This window comes from Nostoc sp. DSM 114160 (assembly GCF_053470305.1).
Window position 1 is genome coordinate 142,617 of record NZ_JBPFGO010000001.1, and the last position, 23,621, is coordinate 166,237.

The following is a 23,621-nucleotide window of genomic DNA, read 5'->3' on the forward strand; positions in this document are numbered from 1 at the left end:
ACAGAATAAGATAACTTAAATACACCTAAAATCTGAGGGCTTGATGTCGAACATAGAACGTTTAGTCTTTGAAGAAGACGGGGAAATCTATACCATTCTGTTCGAGTCAAAGGAAACGCCAAATATACCAGAAGTTGTCACACCGGAAGTTGATGAGGAGAAAGAATCCTACGGTTTTCGGGAAGAGGCATTTGTCAAGATTGAGGAAGTTCACCATCAAATTCGAGCTTATACCAAATATGCCATTGGCGCTTTTAAAAATTTAGGTGCTGCTGAAGTCGAAGAGGTGACTCTGAAGTTTGGCTTGAAGATAGGCGGAAAAACTGGTATCCCCTTCGTAACTGAAGGTTCGGCGGAGAGTAATTTTGAAATTGAGGTGAAGTGTAAGTTTCCTGAAAATAAGCAAAATTCCAGCACTTAAGGTTTTGCTTTGCCAAGGATAAGCTTTGTACCTTCAACTCTGCTATGAATTTATGAAAGCGATGTTTTTGATGGGCTACGTCTACGCCTTTGATTCACCATCATTGACCTTTGAATCTCGGCTGTTGCAGTTCAAAGCACGAAGTTCCGAGTTAAAAGAGAGAGCAATTGCCCTCCACTCACCATTATTCACCTTTGGATCTCCGACGTTGCTGTTCATAGCTTCAAATTTCGTGTTCTTATCTCGAACTTCCATGTTTTGAGGTTGAAACTTCGAGTTCAGAACTCGGAACACCGAGCACTTTACTCCAACATCCGAGTTCTTAGCCTCAACATTGCACCTTAGAAGTGCGATCGCCGAGCTATTTTCTACAACGCTGCGGCTTGAGGCTTGGATTTCCGAGATTTACGGGCGAACCTTTGCCCCATTTCCTCAACTACTCCATTTAAACCAGCGCCTTGTCCACTAGCTTTAGCATAGTTATACACCTGCAACGCGGCTGCATAAGCTTCACTACCCACTGCTATAGATGTATCGTCCAGCAACTCTTGTAATTGTGACAAAGACAGCACTACTGGATACAAAGCTTCAAATAATTGTACGTCTTTCGCATCTCATTAAGGTCAAACGATCGCGGTAAAAACTCTGGGTTCTGTGTCGCCACTTCTAATGCAATGCTTACAAAAGCGCGGCTTTTATCTCCCATCTTGGGTAAAGCTTTCCGCTCCTCGTTACTTAAATCAATCAAAAATGGTAGCTTTTCTTTAATTGTAGCGATCGCTTGCAACACAGCATCTCTATCTGATTGCGCTAGTGTTGCACTAATTGGGGCTGTGGACATAGAAATTAGTCTACAGTATTTTGTTTAGTTTTAAAGTGCTTAAATATATCATAATTTCAATAACACCAATAAAAATTCCAAAGACAAAAGGTGAGCTTTGTCAAAGTGCGGGTTACGCCTAAGCCTTTAGCTCACCATAATTTATACCAATTTGAAAAAAGAATGCGACAAATAGACCACTTGTAGAGACGCGATTTATCGCGTCTTTACCCAAGGATGTGTTGCTTGATAGCCGTTTGCAATTGAGTTTAATACAAACCTTCTTAGAAGCACAGTAATACTGTGTTGTTACCCGCTGACTTTACTCCAAACATATTTTTGGCAGGTTTCACAAGCGGCTTTTGCTTCCTCTGTTTGCGGATTGGTGAAGACGGGATGGTAACGTAACCTGTCACAACAAACTTGCAACCATGCACGCCAGTCACCGCGCCACAACCGCACAGTGCCATCTTCACCGCCGCTAACAATCGTTTGCCCATCGGTGCTAATGGCGACAGAATAAACCCAACCCTCATGACCGCGCAAAGGTTCAGCCAAGGGAAGACCTTGCAGGTTCCACAACCGCACAGTGCCGTCATCACCACCACTAACAATCGTTTGCCCATCGGCGCTAATGGCGACAGAATAAACCCAGCCTTTATGACCGTGCAAAGGTTCAGCCAAGGGAAGACCTTGCAGATTCCACAACCGCACAGCGCCATCAGTACCACCACTAATAATCGTTTGCCCATCAGCGCTAATGGCAACAGAATTGACAAAACCCTGATGACCGTGCAAAGGTTCAGCTAAGGCAAGACCCTGACGATTCCACAACCGCACAGTGCCGTCATCACCGCCACTAACAATCGTCTGCCCATCGGCACTGATGGCGACAGAATTGACATAACCCTGATGACCATACAAAGGTTCAGCTAAGGCAAGACCTTGCAGGTTCCACAAACGCACCGTACCGTCACTACCACCGCTAACAATCGTCTGACCATCGGTGCTAATGGCGACAGAATAGACCCAACCCTGATGACCGCGCAAAGGTTCAGTTAAGGCAAGACCTTGGTGATTCCACAACTGCACCGTACCGTCAGTACCGCCACTGACAATCGTCTGACCATCGATGCTAATGGCAACAGAATAAACCCAACCCTTATGACCGCGCAAAGGTTTCGCTGAGGGAAGACCTTGGTGGTTCCAAAACCGCACCGTGCCGTCAGTACTACCACTAACAATGGTTTGACGATGAGTGCTGATAGCGACAGACCTAACATTGCCTTCATGACCGCGCAAAGGTTCAGCTAAGGCAATACCTTGGCGATTCCATAACCTCACAGTGCAGCCATCACTGCCACTGACAATCGTCTGCCCATCGGTGCTGATGGCCACAGACCTCACATTCCCCTCATGACCACGCAAAGGTTCAGCTAAGGAAAGACCTTGGCGATTCCACAACCGTACCGTACTATCAGCACCGCCACTGACAATCGTCTGTCCATTGGCGCTGATGGCTACAGACCTCACATTCCCCTCATGACCATACAAAGGTTCAGCCAAGAGAAGACCTTGGTAATTCCACAACCGCACCATTCCATCGGCACCACCACTGGCAATCGTCTGCCCATCGGCACTGATGGCGACAGAAGAGACATCATTTTTATCCCCACGCAATGGTTTAGCTAAGGGAAGTCCTTGGCGGTTACACACTCGCACAGTGCCGTCAGCACCGCCACTGACAATCGTCTGCCCATCGGCACTGATGGCGACAGAAGAGACATTACCCCGATGACCACGCAAAGGTTCAGCCAAGGGAAGACCTTGGTAATTCCACAACCGTACAGTGCCGTCTTCACCGCCACTGACAATCGTCTGCCCATCGGCGCTAATAGCGACAGAAGAGACATTACCCCGATGACCACGCAAAGGTTCAGCTAAGGCAAGACCTTGGTAATTCCACAACCGTACAGTACCGTCAGCACCGCCACTGACAATCGTCTGCCCATCGGCACTGATGGCGACAGAAGAGACATTACCCTGATGACCACGCAAAGGTTCAGCTAAGGAAAGACCTTGGTAATTCCACAACAGTACAGTACCGTCTTCACCGCCACTGACAATCGTCTGCCCATCAGCGCTGATAGCGACAGAAGAGACATTACCTTCATGACCACAGAAGGGAATCAAGACTCTTGCTTTATTCACTACCCGATTCAAACTGTTCTGAACTGATGCAAGAATCTGCTGGGGTAGTTTCTCTTGATTTTCCCCCATAGCTTGAATTGCCAAAACTAGACTATCTAGGGGTTGTAAGGGCAATAAATCGTCTACTCTAGCCGCTTTTTCTCGCAACTGGGATTCAGTAAGCGCCCTTTCCATCTCGGCAATCCGGTCTTTGTCGTCGGCATCGCTACGCTGGTAAAAATCCTCATCTTGTTGGGGTGATTGCAAATCGGCCTGCAATTGTTGCCAGCTATCTCTCACTTGGGCCAGCAATCCCTTTTGGATTAAATATTTGTCATCCGGCCTTTCGTTCAACCATTCCCGTCGGGTATTTTCTAATGACTCGCTCAACGGTCGCAAGTCTCGGTCTTGTTGTCGCCACTGGGCAAACTGCTGCCAACTTTCAATTAAAGCTTCATGAGCTAAATTAATCCAGACTTCTCCTTTTTCATCTTTCTCAGAAACTAATAAGCGTCCCTTAACCAATCCTGTTTCACCATCTAGCAACTCACTAAGTTGTTGCTGTTGATTGGCATCATCACCTGCAATATTTAATAATGTGGCTTTTGGTTGGCGCTGTCGGGTATCCTTTCCTCCCTCTCCCGTTCCCACTAACCGCAGAAAAATCTGCTTAATCCATTCCTTTTCTTGCTGAGTGCGTTCTTGAGTTGGATATTCTTTCTGATAATCTTGGTAGTGATAAACATTTTCTGCATAGAGATTTAACACCGCAGTTAATCCTCCCAAGTTCTCATACTCTTCTTGGGTAAGTTGATATTTCTTTTGCTTGCGTTTCTCCCAGAGTTTAGTTAAGGCAAACTCTAACAATGGCAAACTCCCTGGTTCTTGTTGAAGATTTTGGAGAATTTTTAATGCTCCTGCTTCTTCAACACTATGAACCTGAAGCTGGGCAGGTTTGGCGATTGTCTCCTTGAAATCAACTCCAGTTAAAGGCGGTATAACAACTACTGGGGTTTGAATCAGGTGAGTCAGAGAAGGATTATCTAAACAGGATTGAAGAAAATCACCTCGCATAGTAATTACAACAGCTAACCGCGAATCATGAATTTCTACTACCCCAGTCAGTAGTTCAATAAATCTCTGCCGTTCTTCCTTATCTATACAAACTGTAAATACTTTCTCAAACTCATCTACCACCAGCAAAAATTTTTCTGTGTTAACCACAGTCTCTGCATCATCAATAGGTTTAGTCAGGCTGCCGAAACTGTTGTCATTGTGAGCAATTTCAACTACAAGGGCGTATTGTGTCATCTTGTTTTGTTAAAACTATTGAGAAAATTACCTCTGTGCTTTAAAATACCCAAATTAACGAGTTATTTACCCACTTGAGTTAAAAACTCTAGATTTCAAGTTCAAGTAGCAGTTGAGTAACAGGCAGTAAAAGCACAATATTAAAGTCTTAGTGACTGGGATAAGCTCTATACGTTGTAGTTCAGTAGTAATTACGGCAGCAATGTCTAAGGGCGGGCTACGACTAGTTAGAAAATTTCAGCTGAAGTTGACACCAATGTAATACTTCTCGGTTAAAGGGAAAAGGAAAAGAAAAAACCTTTAACCCTTACCCCTTAACCTTTTCCCAAAACCCGATTCTGAATAAAAAATGCACAAAGCGAGAAGTTTTAGATACCAATGGGCATTACCGTGCTACTACCTTGAGAAAAATCTCACATCGCGCTAGTCTTCATTAGACTTCTTGCAGAAGTAGGGAAAAGGGTAAGGGGGAAAGGGAAAAGGAATAAAAAAACCTTTCCCCTTTGACCTTTCCCCTTTTCCCGCAAGAGTGCAAAAGTAACTTTTGCAAGAGGTCTATTGACGTAACTGCACGCTGTAACATTAGGCGATGACAAATCAACTCTCTTTGAAAATTCCCTCTTGCACTTGGAGCCGTCCCATCGGCTTAGGCTGGGATAAACCTTATACAGTCCGCTATGCAAGTAATATTGATGATGGCCCTTGGCATGGTATGCCTTTAGGCGGCTTTGGTGCAGGTTGCATCGGCCGTTCTTCACGGGGAGACTTTAACCTGTGGCACATCGACGGCGGCGAGCATACCTTCAAAAACGTTCCCGCTTGTCAGTTCAGTGTGTTTGAATCCAATAGCACATCTTCCCAAGCCTATGCTTTATCTACGCAAGCGCCCGATGATGGCACTCTGAAAGCGTGGCAATGGTATCCGACACCTCCCGACACAGAGGGAACGGGCGATTATCATGCGCTATATCCACGTAGCTGGTTTGTATATAAAAATGTATTTCAAACACAGTTGACTTGTGAGCAATTTTCCCCAGTCTGGGCAGGTAATTACCAAGAAACTAGCTACCCTGTGGCAATATTTGTCTGGAATGCCCACAACCCCACAGATACACCGATTACTCTCAGTATTATGCTCACTTGGCAAAATATGGTGGGCTGGTTTACAAACGCTCTCAAATCTCCCGAAGTGCGGGTGCGCGATGATGGGAGTCCGGTTTACGAATACCAACCACGCTGGGGCGAAAGTCAAGGAAACTACAACCAGATAGTTGAAAATAAACAACAGTTTGGCTGTGTTTTAGGTCGGGTTGGTATTGATGAACCTTTGCAAGAAGGCGACGGAACTTGGTGTATTGCGACGCTGAAACATCCCCAAGTGGAAGTATTTCATCATAGCCGCTGGAATCCTGAAGGTACGGGTGATGAGGTATGGCAAAGCTTTGCTAAAGATGGATCTTTGCCTAATTATGTTGATACTACTCCAGCAACAGAGAATACACAAATCGGGGCTGCGATGGCTACGCCGGCCGCAGGCATCGCAATCCGTTTCACTCTCCAACCAGGCGAAACTCTTGAAATTCCTTTTGTCGTCACTTGGGATTTGCCAATCACAGAATTTGCGGCTGGAGTCAGCTATTACCGCAGATATACAGATTTTTTTGGTAAAAATGGCAACAACGCTTGGGCGATCGCATCCACTGCATTACAAGAATACCAAAACTGGCGATCGCAAATTCAAAGTTGGCAAAAACCCATTCTCGACCGGGAAGATTTACCCAACTGGTTTAAAATGGCTCTATTTAATGAGCTTTATGACCTCACCAGCGGCGGTACTCTCTGGAGTGCAGCATCAGAACTTAACCCTATCGGTCAGTTTGCAGTGCTGGAGTGCCTAGATTACCGTTGGTATGAAAGTCTAGATGTACGGTTGTATGGCTCTTTTGCCCTGCTGATGCTGTTTCCAGAATTAGAAAAGTCGGTGATTCGGGCATTTGCACGGGCGATTCCTCAAGGTGATGATACTCCCCGAATCATTGGCTATTACATGACAATTAAGGCCGAAAGCCCGATTGCAGTTCGCAAAGTTGCAGGTGCAACACCCCACGATTTAGGCGCACCGAACGAACACGTTTGGGAGAAAACCAACTACACCAGCTATCAAGACTGTAATTTATGGAAAGATTTAGGTAGTGATTTCGTTTTGCAAGTATACCGTGATTTTTTACTCACGGGTGCTGACGATGTAGAATTCCTGGCAGATTGCTGGAATGCGATTGTTCAAACGCTCGACTACCTGAAAACTTTTGACCTCGATGGCGATGGGATTCCGGAAAATTCTGGTGCGCCTGACCAAACCTTTGATGATTGGCGGTTACAAGGTGTCAGTGCTTATTGTGGTGGGTTATGGTTAGCGGCGCTAGAGGCTGCGATCGCCATCAGCGATATTTTATTAACTTACCAGACAAGTAACACAACGGAGTTGGCAGCGCAAAAATCCACTTATGAAACTTGGTTACAACAATCTCTGCCTATTTACCAAGAAAAACTCTGGAATGGGGAATATTACCGACTTGATAGTAAAAGTGGTTCCGATGTAGTGATGGCAGATCAATTGTGCGGACAGTTTTATGCACGTCTGCTGGACTTACCTGATATTGTACCGAGCGATCGCGCCCTTTCGGCGCTGAAAACCGTTTATGACGCTTGCTTTTTGAAATTCTGTAATGGTGAATTTGGTGCTGCTAATGGTGTTCGTCGTGATGGCTCGCCAGAAAATCCCCAAGCTACTCATCCTTTAGAAGTTTGGACGGGGATAAACTTTGGGCTGGCGGCTTTTCTCGTGCAAATGGGAATGAAAGATGAAGCGTTGAGGTTGACGCAAGCTGTGGTGCAGCAAATTTATGAAAATGGTCTACAATTTCGCACGCCAGAAGCTATCACCGCAACTGGTACTTTCCGCGCTAGCACTTACCTGCGGCCAATGGCGATTTGGGGGATTTACTTAGTGATTAATTGATTGACTATCAAAGCGGTTCTCGTTTTGATACAACACACGTAGATGTCATTGGTGTCAACTTAAGCTGAAATCTTCTGACTGTATAAGTTTTGTCCCCAGTCCCTCTCCCAAAATTAGCAAAAGGAAGCAAATTCTCCAGTTCCCCTTCTCCCATATTGGGAGAAGGGGTTAGGGGATGAGGGCATAGAACCCTTACTCTTAAATAACTTCTACCTTAAGTTGACACCTATGACAGATGTGCGTCCCTACAGAATTTAACTTGCCTTCATTTGGAAAAGTAAAATTTAGATTTGCGATTTTATTTTCCGAGTGTTTCCGGAAGCGAAGGAAAATTTCAGTAATGGTAAGAGTTGAAGCATTGAGAATTATAAGCCTAATGTTTCAAAAAATGCAAATATTACTAGCTTTAGCTATAAATATTGCTGATAGTTCCTAGATTACGTTCGCAATCAAAAGCTAGGTTATGACGTGCCTATTACTTTACTCAACAGCAAAGTTGATCGGATTGTGGCGCTTCGTGTTTGGCAATGATTAGCCAGCAGTGGTGCATACGCTTAAATCCCTACAGCTTGCGCAACTTAACGCCAGTAAATCTTACAGGTGCATTTCACCAGCCTTTACTAGAAGCAGCCCAAACTTGCAGGATGTGAAGCGTTATCAGTAAGGACTAGTTTTAAGTAAGCTGGACTCATACTATAACCCTTGGATAGCTCGTTGTCAAGTAATTCATTGTGTAGTTGTCTGGAGAGATAAAGGCGATCGCATATTGATTTTTGATCTTGTACGCCATTTAGCCCAATTGTTACTACATTTGTAATCTCAATTTTTTAAATCTGCTACAAGACTCGCATTTGATTTTTGAAAAAAACTCAGTATACTTTTATTCTTTCTTCCCTGTTCCCCGTTCCCTGGTCTCTCCCTATCGCGCTTGCGCTGCGCTTCTCTGCGGGACGCTTTGCGAACGCGCACCATGCAAATAATTTCTCCGAATCAAAGCAGATTTTTATAGATATTTAGACATTAGAGAAATCACTGCTAAATCAAGTTCATAATATTCTTTGTTAATTAGCTTTATCTCTATTCTCAAATTCTCTAATATTGTACAAACTTAGACTACTAATTTTTTATAAAGGTATCCATCTGCGGATGTTTTTATTAACTCCGCTAACGAGCATTAGAATTATCTATATATATTATTAGCCAAAACTTATCTTTGAAGTATGGGCTATTTTATGATTCTTATCCAAGCATTATGAAATATTTCCGATTGATTGACAACAATTTTATTTAGATACGCTAAAGCTGTAGCTTTTGCCAACCAATAAAGACAAGGTTAATAAGTCTTATTGTCCAAGTGAACTTATTGAAAAATAGGCTCAATACTATTGCTGGCAATGGTTTTATCACCGATTTACTAATATTTTTATCTAGTTGTTTTACATTCTAGTTAATGGTACTATTTTTTAGTTACTCGATAATAATAAAGGTTTTAAAATGATATCGGGTGAGGGGTAACACCCCTCAAGAATTAGCCAAAGAGGACAAAACTAAAAGCTGCACAATCCACAAGTAAGTATCTAAATACATTCAGTAAATTTAACCTACCAATAGACTAAATTAGCAGATGACATGAACGACAAAAAATAGTATAAATACGAATGGTGCTAATACCGCTCAAAGATAATATATTTTTTTGTTAGTCTAAAAAAATATGCAAACTTCCCGGAAATTGCCTAATTAAACAGTAGTAAGAAATATAAGCGTGTGAACCAAGAAAAATCATTTACTTATGGATTTTTATCTCTTGTAAACATCTCACACCGCTCTAGTGCTAATAATTGACCACAAGCAATTCAACCTTTTTCAAAAAGGCTAGTGCAGTCTGTACGCCTCAATTGAAACACCAACAATCGCAAAAAAAGAAAATAGTTTACTTCATCCAGGATAACTAAAACTATGATGAATCAAGACATTGCTGGTATTAGTAGTAACTTAGATAAGACAGTAAAAGCTCAACAATTTGACAAAGTAGTTGAGGCAATTCTTGCTGGAAAGTATTCCTGGGCATGTGTTTTAATGCTGCGATTTGGTGGTTATAATCCTCTCCATTACATTCCATATCGCACCTACAATCGATTGCTCAAAGAAAATTCTCAAGCCGATAGGACAAAACAACAGCAAACTGAAAATCTAAAAATGCTGAAACACGCTCATGATTCTCAGTCTGAGAATAATGCGTCATCAAGCTGCTTAAGCAAAATTAAAGACTTAGCTTATCTAGAAGTAGTTAGAAAGCAAAAAGCATGAATCAATTCAAAATGACGCTTTCTACGAAATGCTGCGCGTAGCTTGCTTCCCTGTTAGGGTACGCAGACTCGCTTGCTTGCCGCCAACGCTAACAAAATTCACGCATTAAATACAGCCACCCACAATATGAGTGGGGTTTCCACCTACCGAGTGAGACAAGGATTTTTTCGCCTACGAGGGCGAGGTTTTTAAACCGAACTTTTTTGATAAATCCTTGGTGGGAGTTTAGACCAGAGATTGACACAGCAAATTAACGAACATCAATCAAGCAAATCGCCATTAAAACCAGAAAATGTTCAAGACGTTTCCTTGAAATCCTGTGGATTCAATTAAAAAGTATTTGGAATCAATAGATTCTGCTCTAAAGTTGATTGATTATCTGAAAACCTGCGATGCTAATTTGAATTTTATAGCATAGCAGGTTTTCTATCGCAATCATTAATTTCATAAATTTAGCAAAAATCTGCCAAAATGGCAAATATATACTAATGATATTGGTAAACTAATAACAAATACAACTTCAACCAAAATAGAGGTGATTTGGCAAGCAAGTTAATTTAAAAAATAAAATCAACGATTAGTTCTAACTATGAAATCAATCAAACTGATTACAAAAGTAATCAGAATTTGATGGAGTAAATAACTCATAGACCAAGACCAATAATCCAACCGTTGCTACTGGTGGTTCTTTTTCTGAGGAAGTTTGAGCAAAAAGAATTTGAGGAGGTGGATTCCCCCAAGCCAAATTTTACACAGCTTTCACTGACTGCAGACGGTGCGAGTAATGCCGATCAAACTTTCTATCCTGTGGTTGGTGTTGCTTTAGTTAAATATTGCAAACGCTTAACATCAATTTCAGGAACGGAAATAGAAAAGTTACGGTGAAATTGTTGTCCTTGGCTGGTAGAACTAGTAGCTCATACGCTTCTCTTTCAACTATTGAAATCCTAGTCCTCCCAACCGGGATTATCTTTGGTTTATAAACTTTCAATTTATATAACACTACTGGAAGTTCAAAACTTAAATAGCTTCCAGTTTTTTATCTGTATATAAAAAGAAATAAGGTAGGCAAATTGCCCACCTTATTTTTTGTGGATAATAGATATCTGGTGAAATTAATCTAGAAATCTTGTAGAGACGTAGTACCACTATGTCTTTACATTCTTTTTCACTTCCATATTTAATGATTGGTTAATTCAAAAAAGAATTAAACCTTAGCTAATTCTGGAGTAGGACTCTTGCTGTTGCGAATTGCTGTAATAGCCTCAGCATAATCTTTAGCATTAAACACAGCTGAACCGGCGACGATCGCATTGGCTCCCGCTTCCAAAACTTGCCAGGTATTATTTGCCTTCAGTCCCCCATCCACTTCAATCCAGGGATCGAGACCACGTTCATCACACATTTGGCGTAGCTTGCGGATTTTGGGTAACACACCAGGGATAAAGCTTTGACCACCAAAACCAGGGTTGACGCTCATAATTAGTACTAAATCGCACAAATCTAGAACGTATTCAATTAGCTCTAGAGGGCTACCAGGATTAAGTACAACACCAGCTTTCTTACCAAGCTCTTTAATTTGCCCCAAGGTGCGGTGCAGGTGTGGAGAAGCATTATGTTCGCAGTGTACGGAGATAATATCAGCACCCGCTTTAGCAAATCCTTCTACATACTTTTCTGGCTCCACAATCATCAAATGGACATCCAGAGGCTTGGTCGTAACCGGACGAATCGCCTCCACAATCAGAGGGCCTATCGTAATATTAGGTACAAAACGACCGTCCATGACATCAACATGAATCCAATCCGCTCCAGCTGCATCTACGGCACGAATTTCGTCACCCAAGCGACTAAAATCGGCTGATAGGATAGATGGAGAAATTACAATGGGCTTTTGAGATAGGTTTTGGGTCATGGCTAGTGGGTTTTTAAGCGTCCTCGTCTGTACGCATTGTAACAAAACATTGAACAAGACTCATAAGTTTGATCCCGGTCTTTTTGGGGAGTGGGGAGCAGGGGAGAAATCAATTCAAAATTCAAAATTCAAAATTCAAAATTCAAACATTTTAGAACTTCTGCCTCCTCTGCCTCTTGTGTCCCATGCCCAATGACCAATGACCAATGACCAATGACAAATGACAAACAACAAATGACTAAAAAACTAACCTGGATAATTTGGGGATTAACTGCGTCTTGTCTGAGTGCGCCGGTAGTGGCTTCGGTTTTAGAGTCTGCTTTGGGAACTAACGGTATTGATGCTTTGAAGCTACACCAAGCTCCTTATAATTTAATCGGTCGCAAGATTGCTATTGGTCAAGTGGAAATTGGTCGGCCGGGAATGTTTGGGTGGGATAAGGCGGTGTCTAAAAATCGTGCCATATCTTTAGCAGCGGTTTTCTTACGCAATGGCCCAGCTAAGTCTAATAGCGGTGTTGACCCTCACGCCTACAATGTCGCTGGTGTGATGGTGAGTCAAGACAAAGCTTTGCCAGGAGTTGCGCCGGGAGCGCGATTGTATTCATCAGCAGTGGGTTCGACTAAAAACATGGGTCAGCCAGAAGAGTGCTTATCGGCACAGCACATAGCGCTCCAAAATGGTGGCGATGTTCGTGCAATTAACTTTAGCTTTGGGGAACCTCTGAGCCGCGATCCTCGACCGGAAGCTACTTTAGACGGCAATGCTTTATTAACTTTATGTGTTGACTGGTCTAGTCGCGCTCATGATGTTTTGTATGCGATCGCAGGCAACCAGGGCAAAGGCGGCATTCCTATTCCTACAGATAATTTTAACGGAATAAATGTGGCTTTTTCATCCCGCCGAGGGGGAGTTTTTAACAAAGTAGACGTGGCTAATCTGGCGGGTATTAACCAAGGAGTGAATCAAAGACTAGCTGGAAAGGAATTTGACCTTGATGGGCGTCGCGCTATCAGTTTAGTTGCTCCTGGTAATAATATTCCTTTGCTCAATCCAGATGGCAAATTGAACAAGGTTACAGGCACTAGTTTTGCCGCGCCTCAAGTAACAGCTACCGTTGCTCTGTTGCAGGAACTTGCAGACCGACAGATGCGGACAAAACAACTTCACTGGACCATTGATTCTCGGCGTCATCAAGTGATGAAAGCTGTATTGCTGAATTCAGCAGACAAACTTCTAGATAGCGGCGATGGCTTAAAGTTGGGAATGACTCGGACGCTAATTGATAAGCAAAATCAAAACTGGCTAGATTCTGATGCTTATAAAGATCCAAAGATTCCCTTGGATGCCCAAATGGGAGCGGGTCATTTGAACGCGTTTCGCGCTTATCAGCAATTTAGTGCTGGTCAATGGCAAGCATCAGCTGCGGTACCGGCTATTGGTTGGGATTATCGCACAGTTGATGTTGGAGCATCTGTTGACTATATATTAGCAAAACCGTTAAAGCAGGGAAGTTTTGTTGCTGTCACCCTGACTTGGGATCGATTGGTAGAACTTAACGATAAAAATAAAAACCAGCAATATGATGTAGGCGAAAATTTTCGCGATCGCGGCTTAAATAATCTCGACCTCTACTTAGTAAAAGCTGATGCTCAAAATTCTGAAGCTGGCGCTGTTTGCTCCTCAATCAGCCAAATTGATAGTGTAGAACATATTTTCTGCCCCGTTACTGCTACTGGCAATTACAAAATCCGCGTCCAGTTTCGTCAAAAGTTCAATGAAGCGACTCAACCCTACAGTTTAGCTTGGTGGAGTGTACCGATTAATTGAAATAAGTTAGCACAAATATCTGTGTAAAATTACAGCGTTTTCTCGTTCCTATACAGAGCATGGGAACGAGATTTTCTGCCTCTAAGAAACGTTATTCGATCTCTAAAAACCTCACAGAAGTGGTTATTTTATGATTGCGTAGCTTACAATACGTTTATACGTAAAGATAAAAATTCTTAGAAATCAAAATTTTTATAACTCGTCTGTATAGCCGTCTCAATAAGGAATTAGCAACTCCACAAGTTGTGTTTAATTACTCTGAGCTACTAATTTGCTGTTACAAAAACTGTAACAGTCCCATTTTTCTATTGGAGTAAATGCAATAGTTAATCATTGACACAGTATCTGCGTCAACTCTGAGCACAAATCGGGAATCTTTGGCAAGTGAGGTAGCAGAATGAATCGCCATAAATTGAGTGATGCAAAAGAAAATTTCCTGCAAAGACGTTACGGTGTTAGTCTAGGCAGACGTTATGCTTTGGCAGCTGCAAGCGTTGTTCTATTCAGTGTATTAGGGTGTTCTCAAGTCGATAGTAATAAAAGTGCCCTTGCCCAATCTAGTTTACCTCAGCCAGAAACTCCATTGCAAAAAAAAACAGCCAACACTGATACAAAAATTGTTGAGTCTAGCAACAAGTTTGGCTTCAAACTATTTTCAGAAGTTCTGAAAAACGATCGAGGTGAGAAGAATATTTTTATCTCACCTTCGAGTGTTGCGATCGCTCTTGCAATGACTTATAACGGCGCTAGCGGCTCGACTCAACAAGCAATGGCAAAAACCCTAGAATTACAGGGAATGAATCTACCAGAAATCAACTCTTCTTATGCGGCGGTATTAAAACAGCTTTTAGACAATTCGGATACGAAAGTGCAATTGAAAATTGCTAACTCCCTTTGGGCAAATCAAGATGTTAGCTTTTCGCCAGACTTTCTCAAGAGAACCCAGGACTTCTATCAAGCTAAAGTTAGCAATTTAAACTTTCAAGATGCCGCCGCATCTAGCATTATCAATAACTGGGTCAAAGAAAATACTAACGGTAAAATCACTAAAATAGTTGAAACAATTGAACCAAATCAGGTATTATTTCTGATGAATGCCATATATTTTAAAGGTAGTTGGAGTAACGAATTTGACAAGAAAGAAACTGCTTCATACCCTTTTTACATCACATCTGGCAGGCAAAAACAACACCCAATGATGTCACAAGAAGGTGATTATAGATACTATGAAAGCGAAAAGTTTCAGGCAGTTAGTTTACCTTATGGGAAAGATGGTAAGATAAGTTTTTATATATTCTTACCCAAAAAGAATTCCAACCTCAAAGCATTTTATCAAGACTTGAATGTTGAGAACTGGGAAAAATGGATGACTCAGTTCAACAATCAAAAAGGGTTTATTCGCCTACCCCGCTTCAAAACAGATTACGAGATTACACTCAATGATGCTTTAAAAACTTTAGGTATGGGGGAGGCTTTCAGCAACAAAGCCAATTTTTCTGGCATGGGTAAAAATTTTGCCATTAGCCAAGTTAAGCATAAAACTTTTGTTGAAGTGAATGAAGAAGGCACTGAAGCGGCTGCGGCTACTTCAGTGGGAATAGTAGCAACATCTGCAAGACAAGAACCAGAACCATTCCGAATGATTGTCGATCGCCCCTTCTTCTGTGCCATCAGGGATAATCAGACGGGAAACATTTTGTTTATGGGTTCAATTATCGAACCACAATGAGAATGTAGGAGGGATTGAAGACTTCATCTTTTTAAAAGAGAACTTCCAAAAAATAAAATATTCAGTGAATATAAATGATTAATTTAAACCCGATCTATGTTAAGATATAGAATTTTTTAAAAAATATATTTTTGTAGGTTGGGTGGAGTGAAACGCAACCCAACATTACCACCAAATTTTATGTTGGGTTACGCTATCGCTGTACCCAACTTATAAAACTACGGTTTTCAAGTTAGACGAGGTTTACATTCACTGTATCTGCGGATAATAATTTTTAGAATTCATTATCCGTAAAGGGAACTATGGATGGTGAAAATATTTTTAGTGATGGAAAAAATTCTAACCTCGCGGCATAATCATCTATTTGTGATAGTTCCAGTTCAATTGTTTGCTGCTCTTTTTCATCAAAAAGCAACTGAATTTGATAACTTGTCCAGAATTGTTTGCCTAGTTCATCTTCTAAATCAAAAGGCTGTTCTTCATCACCCCATATATTCGACCAAAGGACTATTTGATTAGCCCGAAAATGGTTTTGACCTTTTATATCTCCAACTACAAAATATACTTCGACATTTAAATCAAATCCCAAATCATCGACTTCTGCCTCTGCTATCTGACAGCTAACGACAATTAAACTATCTGGGTTAATATCTACTACCTGCTGTTGGCGTTGTAATAATTCTTGAAATACAAAATTAGGTAATAATTTGGAACTCTCCTCGAGTAGATTTTTTTGAGTTTCTGGAGTGTAACGAGTTTTTAATTCTTGCGTGATTAAATTTAAAATATCTTCACTAGCTAAATTGACAACTATCTGTTTATTTGCAGGATTCAGAAAACATCCTTGATTAAGATTAATGTGTTTTTTAATTGGCATAATTCTCTAAAATCCTTTGAATGCGAACGGATAATTCACAAATCAAGCTCAAACAAAGGTAAGGAATAAATATTACTTTAGCTTCTGTTCTATATCTTTAGCAAGACAACAAAACCATGACTAAAGTCACAGATCAAACATACACAAGATCAACAATAATTGTTAAATTAGTAATGATTTGCAATAATTGTCCAGTTAAAAGATTCGATTTCTATCGGGGCTTGTGACTGATTTTTCTTACTCTTTCAGCAACATCGTTTTTTTTATGTGTAGATTAATTGGCTATCTTGGTAACGCCATCCTCTTAGATGAGTTGCTGTATAAACAAGAACATTCGCTCTACAAACAAAGTTACAGTCCTTTGGAATTAAAATCAGGAGTAGTTTGTGGAGACGGAGTAGGTGTAGGCTGGTACGATGAAGTGGGTAAACCATTCATTTACCGAAATACTATCCCGCTGTGGAACGAGCCGAATCTGGAAGAGTTGAGCAACTATGTACAATCCAGTTGTACTTTAGGCTATGTCCGATTAGCTGGAACAGGTGAATCCCTCGACATTAGCAATTGTCAGCCATTTCGTAGTGGGAAACTTTTGTTTGTGCATAATGGTGAGATATCAAACTTTCAACAAACTCTTTGTAGACCAATACGTAAGAGCCTTTCTGATTCCACTTACCGCCTGATTAAAGGTACGACTGACTCTGAACACATCTTCGCCCTACTAGTGGAAATGTGGCAGTCGTCTCCAAACAGCACTCTGTTGTCAGCATTAAATGCCACAGTTCAAAAATTGACTAAGTTGGCATCAGAACACGACACCAGCTTTAGTGCCAATGTAATTGTCAGTGATGGTCAAGCAGTTGCAGCAATTCGCTATGCTTATCGCACACAAGCACCTACTCTTTATTGGTCTTATGATAAACTCAAGCAGCCAAACCAAGTTATTGTTGCTTCTGAGCCTTTATCCAATCACCAAAATTGGACTGCTTTTGATGAGCAAAGTGCGCTATTTGTTGAAGCCCAATCATTACAGCCAACAATTAGCCTATTGGAGAGATTTGTTCCCATTGGGGTTTAAAAAAGGATTGCGATTTTGTGGAAATTGAGCTTTTCCCTCTAAGGGATTACCAAGAAATAAATTATTCAATCTTGTGGGGTGGACATCTTGTCCGCCCTAACCATTGGGCTCTCGTGTCGCCCGCCCCACAAGAAAAATTGAATGTTTTTTTCTTTGGAAGTCCCTAAAGTTGGTGTGATGGTAGACAAGCATTGTTATTGCTTGTGCCAAAAGGCAACAGTTGGAAGCAAATGAGAGAGACAACATAAATTATCCGTCTTTCAACTCCTCTGGGAGCTAGCTAGTGTCACCGATAGCGAACGCGAGTGCGTCTTGTAGAGATGCGTTATACCAATTCAATTAGAGCTGATTCGTAAAGAAAATCTGAAGGATACTCAACTCGTTACTAGGTCTGAGTTTCAGCGAATAAGTATTTTTTTGACTCAAATTCCTGAAATCCTTGCAAGACAAGTACTTTACTTGAGTTTACAAATTAGCTCTTAATGATTGCAACACATTTTTGGCTAAAGACGCGATGAATCGCGTCTCTACAAGTGGTCTATTTGTCGCATTCTTTTTTTAAATTGGTATTAGCGAGTCATCGGTGACGCAATCATCATTCATTTTATGGCTCCCTTGTACTCTGTCCATCACTGTACACAGCCAAGCAGGAGCGATCGCATACTTACTTGTAGTGCCGATTACGAGTATAGAGGGAAACAGATGATTTCCTCAGACCTCAACGCCAAAAATGCCCTGTTGCCTGATTCAATCCAATTTCAGTTACCCTGAATGACCCAAATAGTTTTATGATTCTCTACGAAAGCATATTTGAAATTATTTAGGTTTACTACCAAAATATTCTCAAGCTCATTCTAAAACATGGTGTAAATCACCTTTAGCTAAATTCGTGCAATGCTGGTTTTGAACCTTCTTCCAGGGTCAAATAAAGTACAGGGAGATGCAAAAGTATGGCTGAACACTCATTTCATGACCAACTGAGTTTAGAGGAACAAACTGAAAAACTCGGCAAGCAAGCAGTAAGCTTAGGTTTGATTCCTAGCTTTGTGGTGCATTACTTTCCTGATACCTGGGTATTTTATATACCCAATGAAACTCAATCGGAACCGCTGACACCAGAAGAAGCATACTTTCGTTTAAAGCAACTGGTTAAACAGTAGATATTTTGACAGCAGATTTTTGAAGATAACGGCTAGACACTGCAATTGTTAAGTAACAGTAGTTATGGCGAAACCAGCAATTTTAACCGTCGATGACGATCCAGAAGTATTGCAAGCGGTGTCACGAGACTTGCGTCATCAGTATGGCGATCGCTTCCGCATTGTTCGGGCAGATTCCGGGATCGCGGCTCTGGATGTGGTGCAGCAACTAAAATTGCGCAATGAATCAGTTGCTCTATTTCTAGTGGATCAACGTATGCCCCAAATGGGAGGCGTGGAGTTTCTGGAACAAGCAAAAAGCATCTTTCCCGATGCGAAACGTGCCTTGTTGACGGCCTATGCAGATACGGATGCTGCGATTAAATCGATTAATAGTGCCAGACTTGATTATTACTTACTCAAGCCTTGGAATCCACCAGAAGAGAGACTATACCCGGTTTTAGATGATTTGCTAGATGACTGGCTAGCAGGATTTCGCCCACCCTTTGAAGGCATTCGAGTCATTGGTAATCGCTGGTCGCCTTTTTCACATCAGGTGAAAGACTTCCTAGCACGTAACCAGATTCCATTTAAGTGGTTAGATATTGAACTGGAGCCGGATGCAGAAAAATTGGTGGAATTCGCCCAAGCTGATTGTAGACAACAATTACCCTTAGTGATGTTTCCCGATGGTTCCCGATTAATTCAACCATCTAATTTAGAGATTGCCGCCAAAATTGGACTGCAAACTCAGGCAGAGCGTCCCTTTTATGACTTAGCGATCGTGGGTGCTGGCCCCGCCGGACTGGCAGCTGCCGTCTATGGCGCTTCTGAGGGATTGAGTACTGTCTTAATTGAGCGGGAAGCGCCAGGAGGACAAGCAGGTACGAGTTCGCGGATTGAGAACTATTTGGGGTTTCCTGTTGGTTTGAGTGGTAGTGATTTGGCAAGGCGGGGAGTCACCCAGGCGCGGCGATTTGGAGTAGAAATTCTCACTCCTCAAGTAGTAACTAGGGTTCGACTAGAAGATCCTTATCGGATTCTGCAATTAGCAGATGGTAGCGAGATTAGTTGCCATGCGCTTTTAGTTGCAACAGGCGTTTCCTACCGTTTGCTAAAGGTTCCAGGAGCAGACAAGCTCACAGGAGCAGGAATTTATTACGGTGCTGCTATGACTGAGGCGATCGCCTGCACCAACGAAGAGGTTTACTTGGTAGGCGGGGCAAACTCTGCCGGACAGGCAGCAATGCATTTTTCTAAGTATGCCAGCAAAGTGATTATGTTAGTACGGGGTCAGTCATTAGCATCAAGTATGTCTCAATATTTGATTGACCAAATTGCTGCAACTGAAAATATCAAAGTTTGCACGGGTTGCACCGTCGTGGAAGTGAAGGGAGAGGAACATTTAGAAGCAATTGCGATCGCCCATGCTAACACTGGACAAATCGAAACCGTGTCTGTGCGATCGCTGTTTATCTTTATCGGTGCTAGCCCCAAAACTGATTGGCTCGATGGCGTTATTCAACGCGATGCTCAGGGGTTTATCATCACAGGGCCGGACTTAGCGCATAATGGCAAATCTCCTCGTGGTTGGTCTTTGGAACGCTCTCCTTTCTTATTAGAAACCAACATTCCCGGAATCTTCGCAGCCGGAGATGTCCGCTATGGCTCAATTAAACGGGTGGCATCCGGTGTCGGAGAAGGTTCGATCGCCATTCAATTCGTTCACCGCTACCTAAGTAATGTTTAGCTAAAGCAGCCAATACTAATACCATTTGGAAAAATGATTGCGACAGATGGATTCACACCAAGCCAGACGCACCAAGGCAATTCCCAATCCAAAATCTCAAATGGTATAAGCTGTATAAAATCTACAAACCCTCTCCCCTGCTCCCCTGCCCCCTGCCCCCTTCATTGACTTGCGTTGATCCCAATTACCCCGATGATGATTAAGGCGATCGACACAAGTTTGATGAATGTGGCAGATTCCCGAAACCAAATAATCCCAATAAGAGCTACTAGAATAGTTCCTAATCCAGCCCAGACAGAATAGGCGATACTTACTTCAAGTTTCTTGAGAGCAAAGGTCAAAAAAGTAAAACAAAGTCCATAGAAGACAAATATTAATACTGAAGGAACTATTTTAGTAAATCCCTGTGATAATTTCATGCAAGTTGTGCCTGAAACCTCAAAGAGGATTGCTAATATAAGGTAAATCCAACTTGTTGACATATTTTTTGTAAGTGGTTAGTTAAGAGCAACTGCCCTAAAAATAGAATAAACACTCCTGAAGTAACTCATTAAAAATTTTTACAAGTGTAATATCAATTCTCGATGAAGATGCTTTGGAGGAAGAGTGTTGCGAAGGCAAATATATGCAGCTTCACAAAGAAACGATTTAAGTAAATACAGTTCAGATAGAGCAACAAAACCCTTATATAGAGACGCGATTGTTCGCGTTTTGAAAGACTAATTATCTAGACCAATAACCCTGAATCCAGCATATTGACAAGTAAGTCCAACATTTAAAACCAAACGTGCAGTAGTATAATTGAGGCTGATTCCGGGGCTTTATGGCGATGAAATTGCTCAAGCATTCGAGCAACATCTGCTGTAGTGTGATTGTGTTTTTGTCCTACTAATGGTACAAGAGATGACGGCTCAATTTGAATACAGCACTCTTGCCGATCCACAGGATATTCAGCAGCTGATATATATCCTTGAGCAGTGTTTCATCAGCGGAGTTGGTGGTGAAGAAGCTTATATCAATCTCATTGGTGTAGAAAATTTCCGTATTATTCGGGGATTTGGGCAATTAGTTGGTGGATTGGCAACTCTGGATATGGGTCAGTGGTGGGGTGGTGTGCGCGTACCAATGACAGGAATTGCCGTTGTGGGTATTGCTCCAGAGTATCGCGGTTCGGGAGCTGCGATCGCTCTCATGCAGCAGACGCTCAAGGAACTTTATGCTAGAGGTATACCGCTCTCTGCTCTTTATCCAGCAGTTCAAGGCTTGTATCGAAAAGTCGGGTATGAGCAGGGGGGTAGCTGGTGTAATTGGGAAATTGCAACTAAAAGTATCCAACTGCGGGAGCAACCTCTACCTTTACAACCAATAGTGCCAATTAATCATCAAGTCTTTCACGAACTATATCAGCAGCAGGCGAAACTAACGCATGGATATTTAGACCGACATCGAGCAATCTGGGAGCGCTTAATTCAACCAGATGAGAAGGAAACATTTTACGCGTATTTTATCGGTACCAAAGAGAAACCCGAAGGTTACATCCTTTTTAGTCAACATCCAAAAGAAGATGGCGCAATTCTGCGAATCAAAGATTGGGTAATTCTCACAACTGCGGCTGCACAAACATTCTGGTCTTTTCTTGCCAGTCATCGCTCCCAAATTGAACGCGTGCGATGGAGGAGTTCTGCAATTGATTCCTTGACATTGCTGCTACCAGAGCAAACTGCCAAGCTTAGGCATACGATGCGTTGGATGCTCCGAGTAGTAGATGTAGTCAAGGCGCTGTCCATGCGGGGTTATCCTTCGGGAATTGAAACTGAATTGCACTTAGATATTCAAGATAATTTGCTAGATGCAAACAATGGTAAATTCATTCTTTCTGTTGCCAATGGACGCGGTGAAGTTACCAAAGGTGGAAAAGGTGAGTTGCAGCTAGATGTCCGAGAACTAGCACCAATATATACAAGTTTGTTCGCTCCCTACCATTTGCAAATAGCCGGAAAACTGCATGGGGGACAGAAACCGCTATTTCAGCAGCTACGCAAATCTTTGCGGGTAGTTCTCCTTGGGTGGCTGATTTTTTTTAACGTCATCTGTCAACGAATCTTTCTCTGCCTTAGTTCAAGTCTGCTCCTCTTGAGAGTCGGAGAAGGACAGTTTTGCGTAGTCAAAACCAGCCAGAGGGATGTCTGTCGAAGTGAGGCGTGGGAGAAGGTGAGGATAGTTATGTCAATCTCCCAAGAAGGAACTTTTAGCTCACCAACATTATTGCGTATAAATGTTATTTTATTACCCACTTTGCCTGTTCTTATCCTGGCAAAAGATCGCTTCAGTTTAAATTGTATCAAGCCATTGATCGGCTTCAGAGGTTGCCCACACTGGATGTTTATAGCTTTGATAAACAAGGCATTTACCCAGGGTTATTTCATTCTAAATGTAGACAACCCTTAATAGCTTTAATAGACGATTCTCCGGCTCTAATGTCTCAGGTTCCACAATGGTTTAACGCAGAATCTGAAATTCATCGTTCATATGCTTTAATAAATCTATCTCATACTTTAAAAAGTTGGTTAGCTCATGTCTTCCACCGACTACTGATGCTGATTCCTCCTCACTGAGTTCCCTGAGTTCGTTACTTTCTATCTTTTCGATCGTCATTTGATCTGTCATTTTAGTGTTTAAGTGTTGTTTACCGACTTATATAACCATAAAATCAAAAACTTGTAAATAGGTAGTGGTCTGACTGGCTTCGGACTAATTCCTTTACTGTCACGTTCTGATTTTCTAAAAAGCGGTAATACGCTACAAGTTATACTCTGTTTCTACTTATTCGACAGACGCTGACTGATGGATGTTTTCGCATTGCTTGGTACAACGCTGCCCCCTTTTTATCAACCTTGGGTCGCCGAATGCTTTTCCGAACCACAGTTGAGCATGAATTCTTATTGGATTTCATACTCTCATTTGCCCCTTCAAGTCCCTTCTCTTAATAGTTTACTTCGACTTGTGTTTACACAGTAGATTAGAGGGGAGCAGGCGTTAGGGGAGCAGGGCAACACCTCTGTCCACATACCCATAAACAAGTAGTAGTAATTTATTTATTGATAATCCTTAAGCTGGAAACATAATTAATCCTTTGCTCGTCCTTGCGCTAGATTAACAATTTCTGTTGTTATCAACTCACACACAAATAAAACTATCAGCGATTTACTTTTAATAAGTAATGATGATTTATCGT

At 41.9% G+C, this 23,621-nt stretch carries 15 protein-coding genes and 2 pseudogenes; 10 read left to right on the plus strand and 7 right to left on the minus strand.

What is annotated here, in order from left to right; all coding sequences use genetic code 11:
- Positions 1-43: 43 nt before the first annotated feature.
- Complete coding sequence (locus NSTCB13_RS00640) at positions 44-421, plus strand: CU044_2847 family protein (protein ID WP_322668253.1); 378 nt, start codon at positions 44-46, stop codon at positions 419-421.
- An 81-nt stretch (positions 422-502) separates the two neighbouring features.
- Here NSTCB13_RS00640 and NSTCB13_RS00645 read toward each other — a convergent pair whose 3' ends face one another.
- The 3 genes and pseudogenes from NSTCB13_RS00645 to NSTCB13_RS00655 form a co-directional block, all read right to left on the minus strand.
- Complete coding sequence (locus NSTCB13_RS00645) at positions 503-640, minus strand: hypothetical protein (protein ID WP_448271043.1); 138 nt, start codon at positions 638-640, stop codon at positions 503-505.
- A 149-nt stretch (positions 641-789) separates the two neighbouring features.
- Positions 790-1,262, minus strand: a pseudogene (locus tag NSTCB13_RS00650) (hypothetical protein).
- A gap of 288 nt (positions 1,263-1,550) precedes the next feature.
- Positions 1,551-4,742 carry an nSTAND1 domain-containing NTPase gene (locus NSTCB13_RS00655; RefSeq protein ID WP_448271045.1) on the minus strand — a complete coding sequence of 1,064 codons (3,192 nt, stop codon included), beginning with the start codon at positions 4,740-4,742 and terminating at the stop codon, positions 1,551-1,553.
- A gap of 589 nt (positions 4,743-5,331) precedes the next feature.
- On the opposite strand from NSTCB13_RS00655, the gene NSTCB13_RS00660 reads away from it, so the two are divergent.
- From NSTCB13_RS00660 to NSTCB13_RS00670, 3 genes are all read left to right on the plus strand, one after another.
- Positions 5,332-7,761 (plus strand): GH116 family glycosyl hydrolase, encoded by a 2,430-nt coding sequence (locus NSTCB13_RS00660; protein WP_448271047.1) that lies wholly within the window; start codon positions 5,332-5,334, stop codon positions 7,759-7,761.
- A 527-nt stretch (positions 7,762-8,288) separates the two neighbouring features.
- The gene (locus NSTCB13_RS00665; RefSeq protein ID WP_448273094.1) at positions 8,289-8,411 is read left to right on the plus strand and encodes a hypothetical protein; all 123 of its coding nucleotides are present in this window, start codon (positions 8,289-8,291) and stop codon (positions 8,409-8,411) included.
- 1,309 nt (positions 8,412-9,720) lie between these two features.
- On the plus strand, positions 9,721-10,068 hold the full coding sequence (locus tag NSTCB13_RS00670; protein WP_448270323.1) for a HetP family heterocyst commitment protein: 348 nt from the start codon (positions 9,721-9,723) through the stop codon (positions 10,066-10,068).
- 1,207 nt (positions 10,069-11,275) lie between these two features.
- Here NSTCB13_RS00670 and rpe read toward each other — a convergent pair.
- The gene (rpe, locus tag NSTCB13_RS00675; protein WP_322684187.1) at positions 11,276-11,983 is read right to left on the minus strand and encodes a ribulose-phosphate 3-epimerase; all 708 of its coding nucleotides are present in this window, start codon (positions 11,981-11,983) and stop codon (positions 11,276-11,278) included.
- A 234-nt stretch (positions 11,984-12,217) separates the two neighbouring features.
- Here rpe and NSTCB13_RS00680 point away from each other — a divergent pair, with 234 nt between their 5' ends.
- Both NSTCB13_RS00680 and NSTCB13_RS00685 read left to right on the plus strand, forming a co-directional pair.
- Complete coding sequence (locus NSTCB13_RS00680; protein ID WP_448273095.1) at positions 12,218-13,813, plus strand: S8 family serine peptidase; 1,596 nt, start codon at positions 12,218-12,220, stop codon at positions 13,811-13,813.
- A 397-nt stretch (positions 13,814-14,210) separates the two neighbouring features.
- A complete protein-coding gene (locus tag NSTCB13_RS00685) occupies positions 14,211-15,542 on the plus strand; it encodes a serpin family protein (RefSeq protein ID WP_448271049.1) in 1,332 nt (443 codons plus the stop codon).
- Between the two features lie 274 nt (positions 15,543-15,816).
- On the opposite strand, the gene NSTCB13_RS00690 is transcribed toward NSTCB13_RS00685, so the two are convergent.
- Positions 15,817-16,419 carry a hypothetical protein gene (locus tag NSTCB13_RS00690; RefSeq protein WP_448271051.1) on the minus strand — a complete coding sequence of 201 codons (603 nt, stop codon included), beginning with the start codon at positions 16,417-16,419 and terminating at the stop codon, positions 15,817-15,819.
- A 265-nt stretch (positions 16,420-16,684) separates the two neighbouring features.
- Here NSTCB13_RS00690 and egtC point away from each other — a divergent pair, with 265 nt between their 5' ends.
- From egtC to NSTCB13_RS00705, 3 genes are all read left to right on the plus strand, one after another.
- Entirely contained in the window at positions 16,685-17,497 is an 813-nt protein-coding gene (gene egtC / locus NSTCB13_RS00695) for an ergothioneine biosynthesis protein EgtC (protein WP_448271053.1), read from the plus strand.
- 950 nt (positions 17,498-18,447) lie between these two features.
- Positions 18,448-18,657 carry a hypothetical protein gene (locus tag NSTCB13_RS00700; protein ID WP_194044515.1) on the plus strand — a complete coding sequence of 70 codons (210 nt, stop codon included), beginning with the start codon at positions 18,448-18,450 and terminating at the stop codon, positions 18,655-18,657.
- 64 nt (positions 18,658-18,721) lie between these two features.
- Positions 18,722-20,386, plus strand: a complete 1,665-nt coding sequence (locus NSTCB13_RS00705) for an FAD-dependent oxidoreductase (protein WP_448271055.1) — start codon at positions 18,722-18,724, stop codon at positions 20,384-20,386.
- Between the two features lie 161 nt (positions 20,387-20,547).
- Here the strand turns inward: NSTCB13_RS00705 and NSTCB13_RS00710 are convergent, their stop codons facing one another.
- Positions 20,548-20,868: a DMT family transporter gene (locus tag NSTCB13_RS00710; RefSeq protein WP_445630041.1), complete on the minus strand. Its 321-nt coding sequence runs from the start codon at positions 20,866-20,868 to the stop codon at positions 20,548-20,550.
- Between the two features lie 421 nt (positions 20,869-21,289).
- Here NSTCB13_RS00710 and NSTCB13_RS00715 point away from each other — a divergent pair.
- A pseudogene (locus tag NSTCB13_RS00715) lies at positions 21,290-22,470 on the plus strand (GNAT family N-acetyltransferase).
- 415 nt (positions 22,471-22,885) lie between these two features.
- Here NSTCB13_RS00715 and NSTCB13_RS00720 read toward each other — a convergent pair.
- Positions 22,886-23,053, minus strand: a complete 168-nt coding sequence (locus tag NSTCB13_RS00720) for a hypothetical protein (RefSeq protein WP_448271057.1) — start codon at positions 23,051-23,053, stop codon at positions 22,886-22,888.
- Positions 23,054-23,621 lie beyond the last annotated feature (568 nt).

Bases quoted from the DNA above. Each gene is read 5' to 3' on its own strand.
- NSTCB13_RS00640 (WP_322668253.1), top strand. From the start codon at position 44: ATGTCGAACATAGAACGTTTAGTCTTTGAAGAAGACGGGGAAATCTAT.
- NSTCB13_RS00645 (WP_448271043.1), bottom strand. From the start codon at position 640: ATGAACAGCAACGTCGGAGATCCAAAGGTGAATAATGGTGAGTGGAGG.
- NSTCB13_RS00655 (WP_448271045.1), bottom strand. From the start codon at position 4,742: ATGACACAATACGCCCTTGTAGTTGAAATTGCTCACAATGACAACAGT.
- NSTCB13_RS00660 (WP_448271047.1), top strand. From the start codon at position 5,332: ATGACAAATCAACTCTCTTTGAAAATTCCCTCTTGCACTTGGAGCCGT.
- NSTCB13_RS00665 (WP_448273094.1), top strand. From the start codon at position 8,289: ATGATTAGCCAGCAGTGGTGCATACGCTTAAATCCCTACAGCTTGCGC.
- NSTCB13_RS00670 (WP_448270323.1), top strand. From the start codon at position 9,721: ATGAATCAAGACATTGCTGGTATTAGTAGTAACTTAGATAAGACAGTA.
- rpe (WP_322684187.1), bottom strand. From the start codon at position 11,983: ATGACCCAAAACCTATCTCAAAAGCCCATTGTAATTTCTCCATCTATC.
- NSTCB13_RS00680 (WP_448273095.1), top strand. From the start codon at position 12,218: ATGACTAAAAAACTAACCTGGATAATTTGGGGATTAACTGCGTCTTGT.
- NSTCB13_RS00685 (WP_448271049.1), top strand. From the start codon at position 14,211: ATGAATCGCCATAAATTGAGTGATGCAAAAGAAAATTTCCTGCAAAGA.
- NSTCB13_RS00690 (WP_448271051.1), bottom strand. From the start codon at position 16,419: ATGCCAATTAAAAAACACATTAATCTTAATCAAGGATGTTTTCTGAAT.
- egtC (WP_448271053.1), top strand. From the start codon at position 16,685: ATGTGTAGATTAATTGGCTATCTTGGTAACGCCATCCTCTTAGATGAG.
- NSTCB13_RS00700 (WP_194044515.1), top strand. From the start codon at position 18,448: ATGGCTGAACACTCATTTCATGACCAACTGAGTTTAGAGGAACAAACT.
- NSTCB13_RS00705 (WP_448271055.1), top strand. From the start codon at position 18,722: ATGGCGAAACCAGCAATTTTAACCGTCGATGACGATCCAGAAGTATTG.
- NSTCB13_RS00710 (WP_445630041.1), bottom strand. From the start codon at position 20,868: ATGTCAACAAGTTGGATTTACCTTATATTAGCAATCCTCTTTGAGGTT.
- NSTCB13_RS00720 (WP_448271057.1), bottom strand. From the start codon at position 23,053: ATGACAGATCAAATGACGATCGAAAAGATAGAAAGTAACGAACTCAGG.